6 protein-coding genes are annotated in these 13,696 nt (G+C 59.3%); 4 read left to right on the top strand and 2 right to left on the bottom strand.

All coding sequences use genetic code 11. From position 1 onward, the window contains the following. From NZ740_07140 to NZ740_07125, 4 genes are all read left to right on the top strand, one after another. The coding region (locus NZ740_07140; GenBank protein MCS6771788.1) for a hypothetical protein at positions 1-433 on the top strand (433 nt) is incomplete at its 5' end. Positions 434-838: 405 nt separating this feature from the next. After that, entirely contained in the window at positions 839-2,266 is a 1,428-nt protein-coding gene (gene purF / locus NZ740_07135; protein ID MCS6771787.1) for an amidophosphoribosyltransferase, read from the top strand. A gap of 106 nt (positions 2,267-2,372) precedes the next feature. After that, complete coding sequence (gltB, locus tag NZ740_07130) at positions 2,373-6,926, top strand: glutamate synthase large subunit (protein ID MCS6771786.1); 4,554 nt, start codon at positions 2,373-2,375, stop codon at positions 6,924-6,926. A 95-nt stretch (positions 6,927-7,021) separates the two neighbouring features. After that, a complete protein-coding gene (locus NZ740_07125; protein MCS6771785.1) occupies positions 7,022-8,485 on the top strand; it encodes a glutamate synthase subunit beta in 1,464 nt (487 codons plus the stop codon). Between the two features lie 137 nt (positions 8,486-8,622). Here the strand turns inward: NZ740_07125 and gyrA are convergent, their stop codons facing one another. Further along, positions 8,623-11,070 (bottom strand): DNA gyrase subunit A, encoded by a 2,448-nt coding sequence (gyrA, locus tag NZ740_07120; GenBank protein MCS6771784.1) that lies wholly within the window; start codon positions 11,068-11,070, stop codon positions 8,623-8,625. Between the two features lie 69 nt (positions 11,071-11,139). After that, entirely contained in the window at positions 11,140-13,611 is a 2,472-nt protein-coding gene (gene gyrB / locus NZ740_07115; protein MCS6771783.1) for a DNA topoisomerase (ATP-hydrolyzing) subunit B, read from the bottom strand. Positions 13,612-13,696 lie beyond the last annotated feature (85 nt).

The following is a 13,696-nucleotide window of genomic DNA, read 5'->3' as shown; positions in this document are numbered from 1 at the left end:
TGAGGGGAATGTCTCCTTGGTGAATGACACCCGGGAAGCCTTTATCAGCTACGGGTTCGGAAATGTGCTGCTGTCGCCGACCGTGACTGTAAATTACGACTTCAAGGAGGCGGAAGGTTTCTACGGAAGTCTGGGCATCAGCCATAGCGTTTCCATCGCTGATTCCATATCGCTCGACCTCGGCGCAAGCCTCGGCGCGGCGACGAGCGACTGGGGTGACTTCTACTTTGGCAAAGCGGAGGGTTTGACCGATTACAGCATTTCGGCCAGCCTGCCGATCGCGATGAACGAGACGTTCACGATCAAGCCGGTCGTCAGCTATTCAGCTCTGTTGGGCGATGCCAAAGACGCGGTTGATGATTCCGATGATAGCCTTTATTTCGGAAAGTCGGATCACTTCGTATTCGGCGTGAACGCCAGCTACTCGTTCTGATCGTAACGACAAGATTCTTACACATGGGAAAGCCCCGCCCGTACAACCTTGGGCGGGGCTTTTGTTTTGCTTCGGTACTGGCGCCGCAAACCGGTTCGGCGATTATTTATCGCCATTTGAATTGCCTGGCACAGAGCCGATAGGCCTCTCCCTCGTCGATCTCCCCTGTAATACGGCGCTCCGATTCCGCCTCGCCGCGTAGCATGCGAAGCGAGCGAGTTACAAAAGTGTAATTGCGTCCGCGATGGAAAATTCAAAATTGTATAAACAGTCTATCTCGTATTATTCTCAAGTCGTTTATTACGAGTTAGATGCAAAATTTTAGTTTGTTGGAACGATTCTCGCTGTATTTGATCTGCCTTTTCGTTAGGATTTGATTGGAATCCTTGCGAAAGGAATTTTTGCATGTGCGCCTTATGGGAAAAACCGCGTCACTACTGCGGATTGGTTGGGGTTTTTGGGGTGGAAAATGCACCACAAGTCATTTACACCGGCCTTTTTGCCTTGCAGCATCGCGGGCAGGAGGGCGCCGGGATCGTCGTCAGCAACGGCGACAAGGTTCGCTCCATCAAAGGCGTGGGCTTGGTGGGCGAAGTGTTCAACCGGCCCCAGCAGCCATTATCGTCCCTTCAGGGTCATTTGGGCATCGGACACGTCCGCTATTCCACGACCGGTTCGCCGAGACCGCAAAATGTTCAGCCGCTGGTGGTGGAGTGTGTCGATGGCATCTGGGCGATCGCCCACAACGGCAATTTGACCAATGCCAAAAGATTGCGCCGAGATTACCAGGAAGCGGGCGCGATCTTCCAGACCAGTACGGACAGCGAAATTCTCCTCCATCTGATCGCAGACCCTCAGTTTCGGAATCGGCCCCGCCGCGTCGAACGTGCCCTGGGTGAACTGCAAGGGGCCTTTTCATTTCTGATCATGACGAAAGACACTTTGATGGCCGCACGCGATCCCTACGGGTTTCGGCCCCTTTCCATAGGGAGACTCGGAAGCGGTTACGTATTTGCCAGTGAAACGTGCGCGCTGGACCAGATGGGCGCGGAGTACATTCGGGATGTCCTGCCAGGCGAGCTGGTGGTTGTGGATGAGCGGGGCATTCGCAGCAGCACTTTTTGCGAGCCGGTCACGGGCTCTCTGGGACAGTGCATTTTCGAGCACGTGTACTTTGCCCGGCCGGACAGCTTTATTTTCGGCCAGAGTGTCCACGAGGTTCGAATTCGGCTCGGCCGCCGGCTGGCCATCGAACAGCCGGCGAAAGCGGATATTGTCGTGCCGATCCCTGACAGCGGCATGTCGGCCGCGCTGGGCTACGCGCAACAGAGCGGCATTCCGCTGGATTATGGATTCATTCGCAACCATTACGTGGGACGGACTTTCATCATGCCGACGCCCGATCAGCGAGCAGGCAGCGTGGACCTGAAACTGGCGGTCGTGCCCGGCGTCGTTCGCGACAAGCGGGTGGTCGTGGTCGATGATTCCCTCGTTCGCGGCACTACCGCGCGCCGACGAATTCGCGCCCTCCGCGAGGCGGGGGCAACGGAGGTACATGTCCGGATTTCGTGCCCGCCGACGCGGCATCCTTGTTTCTTCGGAATCGACTTTCCGTCCCGCGAGGAGCTCGTAGCCGCCGATCGAGATGTGGAGCAGGTCCGCAAGTTTATCGGGGCAGATTCCCTTGGATACCTTAGCCTGAACGGGCTCCTGTCTGCTGTCGATCACCCGGGAGATTTCTGCACCGGTTGTTTTACGGGGCGCTATCCCGTGGCGGTCGAGGAAAATATCCACAAATTCAGCCTCGAGATTCCGAGCGGCGCCCCGATTTGAGCATTGAAAGCGGAGCGGTCAACGCGTATGTTCCAGCAATTTTTGAACGCGATCCAGGTTCCGCGCCGTGTGCGCTGGAAACAGGCAAAAAGACAAGGGTAGCACAATGAAAGACAGGGACGGTCAACGGGATTTGTCGCCGGGTCGGCAGGGGCTGTACAGCCCCGAGTACGAGCACGATTCCTGCGGCGTCGGTATGGTGTGCAACCTGAAGGGCATCAAATCGCACGACGTCATCCACAAAGCCCTCAAAATCCTCGAAAACCTGTCCCATCGCGGCGCGTGTGGCTGCGATGAAAAAACCGGTGACGGCGCGGGCATTCTCATGCAAATCCCGGACCGGTTTCTTCGCAAGGTGACCTCCGGTCTGGGCTTCACGCTGCCCCCGGAGACGGAATATGGGGCTGGGCTGGTCTTCCTGCCGCGTGATCCGGGCGAGCGGGCGTATTGCATGGAGCTTTTTGAGCGGGTGACCCGAGAGGAGAAGCAGACCTTTCTCGGTTGGCGAAAGGTGCCGCAGAACAACGAGGTGCTTGGCGACCTGGCCCGCGCGGTCGAGCCGGATATCTATCAGATCTTCATCGGGCGCGGAAAGGGCATCAAGGATCAGATGCATTTTGAGCGGAAGCTTTACGTCATCCGCAAGGTGATGGAGAAGACGATCCGCGAATCGTCCCTGAAAGAGAAAAAATATTTTTACGTGCCCAGCCTATCCAGCCGAACAATCGTCTACAAGGGGCTGATGCTGGCGGATCAGATCGAGCCGTTCCTACCCGACCTCACGGACCCGGATCTCGAAAGCGCGATGGCGCTGGTCCACCAGCGGTACAGCACTAACACCTTTCCCACCTGGGACCTTGCGCAGCCTTTCCGCTATCTCTGCCACAATGGCGAAATCAACACTCTACGCGGAAATGTCAACTGGTTGACCGCCCGCCAGCGGGTATTCCATAGCCCCTTATTTGGCGACGATCTCCACAAGCTCTTCCCCATCGCGACGCCTGGCGCCAGCGACTCCGCTATTCTGGACAATGTTGTCGAGTTGCTTCACCTCGCAGGCCGCTCCCTACCTCACGTCATGTCGATGCTGATCCCCGAGGCGTGGCAGAATCACGAAACGATGAGCGAGGAAAAGCGCGCCTATTACGAATTTCACGCATGCCTGATTGAGCCGTGGGACGGCCCGGCATCCATTCCCTTCTCCGACGGCACCTGCGTGGGCGCGGTGCTCGACCGTAACGGTCTGCGGCCCTCTCGCTACCTGGTTACGAAGGATGGATTCGTGATCATGGGCTCGGAGACCGGCGTTTTGGAAGTCGACCCCGCGAATGTTGCTCTCAAGGGCCGCCTGCAGCCGGGGCGCATGTTCCTGATCGACATGTCCAAAGGGCGCATCGTGGAGGACGATGAAATCAAGCACGAGCTGGCTTCGCGTCGTCCCTACGGCGAATGGTTGAAGAAGCACATGGTGCGGCTTGACCATCTGCCCCCGCCGCGCAATCCCCCGCCGACGTTGCAGGACAAGCTGATCACGCTGCAGAACCTTTACGGGTATACGCTCGAGGATTTGCGGATTGTCATGGCGCCCATGGCGAAGACCGGCCAGGAGGCTGTGGGCTCGATGGGGATCGATACGCCCTTGGCCGTTCTCTCGGACCGTCCGCATTTGCTGTACTACTACTTCAAACAACTATTCGCGCAGGTCACCAATCCGCCGCTCGACGCTATCCGCGAGGAACTGGTCACATCGATGGCCACGAGCATCGGGTCCGCTCGCAATCTTCTCGCCGAGACGCCCGAACACTGTCATCAGCTCAGCCTGCAGCAGCCTATTTTGACGAATGAGGATTTGGAGCGGATTCGCGAAATCGAGGATGTCGGCATCTCATCCATCACCCTCCCGATGGTGTTCGACCCCGACGGCGGCGGGCGGGCGCTGGAAGAGGCAATGGACGGGCTTTGCCGCGCCGCCGAAAGCGCGATCCTCGGCGGATACGAGATCATCATCCTTTCGGACCGTACAGCCGGCCGCGAACTGGCCCCCATTCCAGCGCTCTTGGCCTGTTCCGGCGTGCATCACCATCTGATCCGCACGGGGCTTCGCGAGCGCTGCGGCCTGGTGATCGAAAGCGCCGAGCCGCGCGAAGTGCATCATTTCGCCTGCCTGTTCGGTTACGGAGCAAGCGCGATCAATCCGTATCTCGCCTTCGAAACCCTCCACGACATGGTCGATCAAAAGATGATCGATGTCGACTACCCGACCGCGAAGAAAAACTTCATTAAGGCGATCAACAAAGGCGTCCTGAAGGTGATGTCCAAAATGGGTATCTCCACGCTGCAGAGCTACAAGGGTGCGCAGCAGTTCGAAGCCGTGGGGCTGAATTCTTCCGTGATCGACAAATATTTCACATGGACAGCGTCGCGGATTCAGGGCGCTGATCTCGACACGATCGCGCGCGAAGTCAAGATGCGCCATGAGCGCGCCTATCCGCCGGTTCACGTGCCGGAGACCCTCGAACTGGATGTCGGCGGGCTATACCAGTGGCGCCGAACGGGCGAACGACATCTGCTGCAACCGCTCGTAATCGCCAAATTGCAGGAGGCCGTCCGCACCGGCAAGGTCCAGACCTACGAACAGTATGCGAAACTGGTCAATGACCAGTCCCGCGAATTGATGACGATTCGCGGTCTCCTCGAATTCAAAGAGGATCCGTCCCGCTCAATCCCGATCGAAGAGGTCGAACCTTGGACCGAGATCGTGAAGCGCTTCAAGACCGGCGCCATGTCCTACGGCTCCATCAGCCAGGAGGCTCATGAGACCCTGGCCATCGCGATGAATCGGATCGGCGGCAAGAGCAATTCGGGGGAGGGAGGCGAGGACGAAGAGCGTTACATTCCGCTCCCGAACGGCGATTCGCGGAGCAGCGCCATCAAGCAAGTGGCCTCAGGCCGCTTTGGCGTGACCAGCCACTATCTGGCAAACGCCAAGGAATTGCAGATCAAAATGGCCCAGGGGGCCAAACCTGGTGAGGGCGGTCAGCTCCCCGCGGAAAAGGTTTATCCGTGGATCGCCAAGACGCGGCATTCCACGCCGTGGGTTCAACTGATTTCACCACCGCCTCACCACGACATCTATTCGATCGAAGATCTGGCTCAGTTGATCCACGACCTCAAAAACGCCAATCCGGAGGCCCGCATTAGCGTGAAGCTGGTTTCCGAGGTGGGCGTGGGCACCATCGCCGCAGGTGTATCCAAGGGCAAGGCTGACGTCGTGCTCATCAGCGGATACGATGGCGGGACGGGCGCGTCCCCGGAGACCTCCCTCAAACACGCAGGCCTGCCCTGGGAGCTGGGTCTTGCGGAAACCCAGCAGACCCTGGTGTTGAATGACCTGCGCAGCCGGATTGTCGTCGAATGCGACGGCAAGCTGATGACGGGCCGAGATGTGGCGATCGCCTGCCTATTGGGGGCAGAAGAGTTCGGCTTTTCGACCGCGCCCCTCATTTCGTTGGGTTGTATCATGATGCGGGTGTGCCACTTGAATACCTGCCCCGTCGGCATCGCCACCCAAGATCCGGATCTAAGAAAGAAATTCGCGGGAACACCGGAACACGTCATCAATTTCTTCCGGTTCGTCGCTGAAGAGTTGCGGGCCATCATGGCGCGGCTCGGATACCGAACCGTGAATGAAATGGTCGGCCAGGTGCACCGGCTCGACATGCGCAAGGCCATCGATCACTGGAAGGCCAAGGGGATCGACCTCTCGGCCATTCTGTACGATCCCAAGGTGCCTCCGCACGTTGGCCGATATTGCAGCCAGAAGCAAAATCATAACCTGGACAAGGCGCTTGACCACGTCCTCATCAAGAAGGCGTGGCCCGCCCTCGAGCGCGGCGAACGCGTAGAATTCGAGCAGGAGATCCGGAATGTGAACCGCACGGTCGGCACGATGTTGAGCTGGCGTATCTCGAAGAAGTATGGCTCGGCCGGCCTGCCGGAGGACACCATCGTGATCCGCGCGAAGGGCTCTGCTGGACAAAGTTTCTGCGCGTTTGGCGCTCCGGGCCTCACCTTCCACGTCGAGGGCGATGCCAACGACTATTTCGGAAAAGGACTTTCCGGCGCAAAGCTCACCATCCGGCCGCCGCGCGAATCCACCTTCCGGGCGGAGGAGAACATTATCATCGGGAATGTCGCATTCTATGGGGCCATCAAGGGCAAGGCCTTTATCCGTGGGGTTGCGGGGGAGCGTTTTTGCGTCCGAAACAGCGGTGTCGTGGCGGTCGTCGAGGGCGTCGGCGACCACGGTTGCGAATATATGACGGGCGGTCGCGTCGTCGTTTTGGGCAGGACCGGCCGCAATTTTGCTGCGGGCATGTCCGGCGGCATCGCCTATGTGCTCGACGAAGAGGGGGATTTTGTCCGCTATCGATTGAACCGGGAAATGGTCGGCGTCGAGGCCTTGGAAGAAGAGGGCGAAATTGCGTTCGTTCGCGCCTTGATCGAGGATCACCTCGCCTACACAGACAGCGAGGTTGCAAAGCGGGTCCTGGCCGAGTGGCCGGCGATCCTGAGCCGGTTCGTCAAAGTCATGCCTCACGACTACAAGCGCGCCCTGGCCAAAATGGCGCAGGAGGAATTGCAGATGGCCGCCGTTTGACGGGACGTGGCCGACCTCGTCGTCGTAGAGATTTCAGGCGGTTCAGCAGCGATCCGCATCTCACGAGACAGGCTCCAATTCACCGAAGAGGACGTATGGGCAAGGTAACAGGATTCAAGGAATATACTCGGGAATTGCCTCACAAAATTCCGCCCTCGGAACGGGTAAAATTTTTTCGCGAGTTCTACGAACCATTCCCGGAGGAAAAGGTAAAGCAGCAGGCGGCCCGATGCATGGACTGCGGGGTTCCGTTCTGCCATACCGGATGCCCCCTCGGGAACATCATCCCCGATTGGAACGACCTCGTGTATCGCGGGCGCTGGCGCGAAGCCATCGACCGCCTTCACGCCACCAACAATTTCCCCGAATTCACGGGCCGGCTCTGCCCCGCGCCCTGCGAAGAAGCCTGCGTGCTGGGGATCAATGAGCCGCCGGTGACGATTGAGCAGATTGAGAAAGAGATTATTGAACGCGCATTTGCTGAGGGTTGGGTCAAGCCCGAGCCGCCTGCCCGGCGCACGGGCAAAAAGATTGCGGTGGTCGGTTCGGGACCCGCCGGCCTTGCCTGCGCCCAGCAGCTAAATCGCGCAGGCCATACCGTCACCGTGTTTGAGCGGGATGACCGCATCGGCGGCCTGCTGCGATACGGAATCCCCGACTTCAAAATGGAGAAGTGGGTGGTCGACCGCCGGCTCGCGCAGATGGAGGCGGAAGGCATCGTCTTCAAACCGGGCGTGCGCGTCGGAACCGATATCACCGGCGAGCAGCTCCGCCGAGAATATGATGCGATTGTTCTGGCCATCGGCGCCACTCGTGGCCGCGATCTGAACATTCCCGGTCGGCATCTTTCGGGCATCCACCTTGCAATGGAATTTTTGCCGCAACAAAATCGTATCGTCGCCGGCGATCATGTTCCCAATCAGATTGTAGCCACCGGAAAGCACGTGATTGTGATTGGCGGCGGCGACACCGGCAGCGACTGCATTGGCACAGCCATCCGCCAGGGCGCTCGGTCAGTGACCAATTTTGAACTGCTGCCCATGCCGCCGAAATCCCGACCCGAGCATCAGCCGTGGCCGTATTATCCGATGCGCCTCCGCATCAGCACTTCCCATGACGAGGGCTGCGAGCGTGTCTTCTCCATTTCAACCAAGGAATTCATAGGTGAAAACGGCCGGGTGACGCACCTCAAGACGGTCGATGTCAGATGGGTGCCATCCCCGGGCGGCGGTCCGCCCAAAATGGAAGAAGTGCCGGGTTCAGAAAAAATCTGGCCGGCCGAGCTGGTTCTTCTGGCGCTCGGATTTCTCGGCCCGGAAACCGACAGCATCGTCAGCCAGCTCGGCTGCGAACTCGATGCCCGGGGCAACGTGAAGACGAACGACCATTACGCGACGTCAGTGCCCGGCGTCTTTGCGGCGGGCGATGCGCGCCGGGGCCAGTCCCTGATTGTTTGGGCCATTTCGGAGGGTCGGGAATGCGCCCGAGGCGTGGATCAGTGGCTCATGGGATACTCACTGTTGCCGACCAAAGTGGGTCACGATCTGCCGCGGGTGTAGGTCGGGCGCGCTGATCGGAATTAGCGCGGTCCCGCCGCGGTAGGATCCCCGCGCTTAGGCGGCTGCTTCGGAGCTTTGCGTTTTTGGGTTGGTCTCGACTCTAGCTTGTTGCGCCGTGTCCCGTAGATGCCTTCGCGCTAGGTTTTTTCCTCTTTCTCGTCCTCGGGCGCCACAGGGGTTGCGGACACGACCTTGTCGCCAGGTTCAAGATTGATGATTCGGACGCCTTGCGTGTTGCGGCTGATGACTCGGATGTCCTTCACCCCGACGCGGATCATCTGACCCTGCTGCGTGATCAGCATCAGCGCATCGTCATCTCGCACGGAATGTGCCCCGACCACCTTGCCGTTGCGATCGGAGGTCTTCATCGTGATCACGCCCTTCCCGGCTCGTCGCTGTAGGGGATACTCCTCGAAGGCTGTCCGTTTTCCGTAGCCGTTTTCCGAAATGCAGAGCAGGGTGGCGGCCGGATCCACGACTTCGATGGCGACGACCGCATCGCCGTCTTCATCGAGCTGGATTCCCCAGACGCCGACCGTGTCGCGGCCCTGGTCGCGGAGCTGGTCCTCAGAAAACCGGATGCTCATCCCGTGCCGGGTGATGAGCATGATCTCGTTGGATCCGTTCGTCAGGCGGACGCCGATGAGTCGGTCCCCTTCCTCGATTGAGATCGCGATGATTCCGCCCGCCCGCGGATTGCCGAACGCGGCGAGATTCGTCTTCTTCACAAGCCCCTTTTCGGTGGCAAAGACGAGAAACTGGGATTCGGGAAATTCTCGAACCCGCAGCATGGTCGCGATTTTTTCGTCATTTCCAATTTCGAGGAAATTAACGAGCGCCTTGCCCCGCGAGGCGCGGCCCGCCTCGGGCACTTCGTGGACCTTTTTCCAGTGCACGCGCCCCTTTTCGGTGAAGAACAGTAGGTAATCGTGCGTCGATGCAGTGAATACGTGTTCGACGTAGTCCTCCTCCCTCGTCTCCATGCCCACTACACCCTTTCCGCCGCGCCTCTGCTGGCGGAAGGTCGACACCGGCATGCGCTTGATATAGCCGGCATGCGACAGCGTGATGATGCATCCGCGGTCGGCGATCAGGTCCTCGATCTCGATCTCGCCCTCATCCGGGACGATCTCCGTGCGGCGGGCATCGTTATAGGTCTGCTTCATTTCGAGGAGATCGGCTTTGATCACGTCATAGATTTTCCGCGGATTCGCCAGCAGGTCCTCGAGCCGATTGATCTCCATGATGATCTGCCGATACTCCTCCTCGAGCTTTTCCCGCTCGAGGCCGGTCAACTGATAGAGGCGCATGTCGAGGATGGCGTTCGCCTGCGCCTCGGACAGTCGGAAGCGGGCCATCAGTTGGACCTTGGCGGCTTCGCGGTCTCTCGACTCGCGGATGATACGGACCACCTCGTTCAGGTGGTCGACCGCGATTTTCAGGCCCTCGAGGATGTGCGCCCGCGCCCGGGCCTTCTCGAGCTCAAAGGTGAAGCGCCGCGTGAAGACCTCGTATCGATGCGCGATGTAGCACTCGATCAGCTCCTTGAGGTTCATCACGCGCGGCCGACCTTTGTCGATCGCCAGCAGAATCGCGCCAAAGGTGGTTGCCAGTTGCGTATGCTCGTACAGGTTGTTCAGGACCACTTTGGGCAGGGCGCCGCGCTTGACCTCAATAACCACGCGAATCCCGTCCTTGTCGGACTCGTCTCGCACGTCCGCAATGCCTTCGATTTTTTTCTCGTTGACGAGCTCGGCAATCGTCTCGATGAGGTTGGCCTTGTTGACGGTGTAGGGGATCGACGTGATGACGATGCTCTCCTTCCCCTGGGGCCCTTCCTCGATCACGGCGTGACCGCGGAGGTTGAGCAGTCCGCGGCCCGTCGCATACATGCGTTTCACTTCCGCAAGCCCGCAGACCATGCCGCCGGTCGGGAAATCTGGCCCCTTCACGAACTGCATCAGTTCGTCCACGGAGCAATTCGGGTGATCGATGACATGGATCGTCGCGTCCACGATTTCACCCAAATTGTGCGGCGGGATATTGGTCGCCATGCCGACGGCGATGCCCGTGCTGCCGTTGATGAGAAGGTTCGGGATTCGCGCCGGAAGGACCTTGGGTTCGAGCAGCTTCTCGTCATAATTCGGCTGCATGTCGACTGTGTTTTTGTCGATGTCCGCGAGCATTTCGCCGGCGAGTTTGTGCAGCCGACATTCGGTGTAGCGATAGGCTGCGGGTGGGTCCCCGTCGATGGAACCGAAGTTGCCCTGGCCTTCGATCAGCAGGTAGCGCATCGAGAAGTCCTGCGCCATCCGGACAAGGGTGTCGTAAACCGCGGCGTCTCCATGCGGATGGTAGTTGCCGATGACCTCGCCGACGACTTTCGCACATTTGACGAACGGTTTAGTGTGGGTCCACCCCCGTTCGCCCATCGCATACAGGATCCGACGGTTACCGGGCTTCAGGCCATCCCGCGCGTCGGGCAGCGCGCGGCCGATGATCACGGACATCGAATAATCGATGTACGCGCGCTGCATCTCGTCTTCGATGTTGACCAGGTCGATTCGATCTTTGGCGTCGTACATGGGGCGTTGGGTCCGATTGGCTAGGTGACCATGGGGCGGCGTTCGGCGGTGGAGCCGGCTTACGCTGACTTACACATCAAGGTTTCTAACGTTGAGCGCGTTCTCTTCGATGAATCGGCGCCGGGGATCAACTTCGTCGCCCATCAGCGTGGTAAAAATTTCCTCCGCCTTGTAGGCGTCTTCGACGCGCACCTGCAGAAGCTTGCGCTTTTCGGGGTTCATCGTCGTTTCCCACAGTTGTTCCGGATTCATCTCACCCAACCCTTTGAACCGCTGGATCGTAATGCCCTTCTGGCCGTGGGCGCGTACGAGGTTCAGAAGCTCCTGCAGCGATTGGACCGGGAGCGTCTGCCCGTCGCTGTTACGGATGAATCCGATCGGGCTGGCCTGCGGGAACAAATGGGCAATCTGAAAACGGCGCCGCTCGAGTTGAGCGAGCAATTTGCTCAGGGTCGGCGCGGCGTAGAGGTCGACCACGCGCAACTCCTGCTGCTCCGGCTTCCGCTCGGCACCCCCCACGTCTAATTCGAGCTGCCGGCCGAGCCTCCGCTCGATGTCATCGCTTAGTTTTCGCAGCTCGGCGTCGGTGAAGAGCCAGTAGTGCTCGGGCTCGCCGCCCGCCGTCACGGTTGCCCGGTAATGCGGAAGAGACCCGTCGGCCCGCCGCTGCGCCAGAAAGTCGGCAATATCGACCCCCTTCCGTCGGACTCGATCCAGGTTCGCTTCTATGTCTGCGAGGAGGTCAAGCATTTCGCGGAGCGATTTCGAAGAGAGGAGCTCCGCGCCTTTCGTGTCCGTGAACACGAGGTCCTCGCATCCCAGATCGAGGAGGATCGACGTCAGTTGCTGATCATTTTCGACGTATTCTTCCCGCTTCTTGCGCGTGACCTTGTAAAGTGGCGGTTGCGCGATATAGACGTGCCCGCGATCGATCAATTCGGGCATCTTGCGGAAGAAAAACGTCAGCAGCAGCGTGCGGATGTGCGAGCCGTCCACGTCGGCATCGGTCATGATGATGATCTTCTTATAGCGGAGCTTTTCGATGTTGAAGTCGTCGCGACCAAAGCCCGTGCCGATCGCCGTGATCATTGTGCGAATTTCGTTGTTCGATAGCATCTTGTCGTCGCGCGCCTTTTCGACATTCAGCACCTTGCCGCGAAGCGGCAGGACAGCCTGAAATCGGCGGTCGCGCCCTTGTTTGGCCGAGCCCCCGGCGCTATCGCCCTCGACGATGAACAGCTCGCACAGCTCCGGGTCCCGTTCCGAGCAGTCGGCCAGCTTGCCCGGCAGCCCTCCACTGTCGAGCGCCCCCTTTCGCCGCGTCAGGTCGCGAGCTTTCCGGGCGGCCTCTCTCGCGCGCATCGCCAGTTGGGCCTTTTCGATAATTCGGCGGGCAACCGACGGGTGCTCCTCAAAATAGGTGCCGAGCTCCTCATTGACGATCGAGGCGACGATGCCCTCAACCTCGCTGTTCCCGAGTTTTGTCTTGGTTTGCCCCTCAAATTGCGGATCCGGCACCTTGACGCTGACGACCGCCGTAAGCCCCTCGCGGACGTCGTCACCGCTCATCGTGCCTTCCTCCTCCTTGATGAGCTTGTTGGCCTTCGCGTAGCTGTTGATGCACCGGGTCAGCGCTGAACGAAATCCGCTAAGATGAGTTCCGCCCTCCACCGTGTGGATGTTGTTGGTGTACGAAAAGACGCTCTCGTTGAACGAATCGGTGTATTGCAGCGCGATCTCGACGATGACGCGGTCGCGCTCCTTCTCGAAATAGATGACCTTCGGATGCAGCGGGTTTTTGTTCCGGTTGAGGTGTTCGACGAACTCGACAATCCCGCCTTTGTATTTGAAGACCTCCTCCCTCAGCGGCTCCTCCTGCCGCAGCGTGATCTCCAGGCCGCGGTTTAGAAAGGCCAGCTCACGGAGCCGATTGGCGAGCGTGTCCCAGTTGAATTGGATCGTGGAAAAAATTTCCTTGTCCGGGAAGAACGTGACTTTGGTGCCAGTTCCCCGGGATTTCCCAATCGGTTCCACCGGAGTTACCGGCTTGCCGCGTTCGTAGCGCTGGTGGTAGACCTTTCCATCGCGCCGGACTTCCACCTCGAGCCACTCACTCAACGCGTTGACGCACGACACCCCCACGCCGTGCAGGCCGCCGGAGACCTTGTACGTATTGTGGTCAAACTTGCCGCCCGCGTGCAGCACGGTCATCACCACCTCCAGGGCGGACCGCTTTTCCGTCTTGTGCATGTCGACGGGGATCCCGCGCCCGTTGTCGATCACGCTGATCGACCCGTCGGCATTCATGACCACCTGGATTTGCGTGCAATAGCCCGCCAGCGCCTCGTCTATCGAGTTGTCGACCACCTCAAACACGCAGTGGTGGAGCCCCCGCACGCCCGTGTCGCCGATGTACATCGCCGGCCGTTTGCGGACGGCCTCGAGGCCTGCAAGGACCGTAATCGCGTCCGCACTGTAGGAGGTGGACGCATTTTCTTTATTATCAACAGGTTGCGTTTGTAGCTTTTCGGCGTCTGGCATGGAGATAGGGTCGAAAAGAGTTCTATGATCAAAGAATGAAATTTACCATAGCTGGGCCACGAAATGCAACGCCTCAAGTGAGCGC

Source organism: Kiritimatiellia bacterium, assembly GCA_025054615.1.
Taxonomy (GTDB): Bacteria; Verrucomicrobiota; Kiritimatiellia; order CAIVKH01; family CAIVKH01; genus JANWZO01.
The sequence above is the reverse complement of the archived record's forward strand: the minus strand, read 5'-3'. Positions and strand labels throughout refer to the sequence as shown.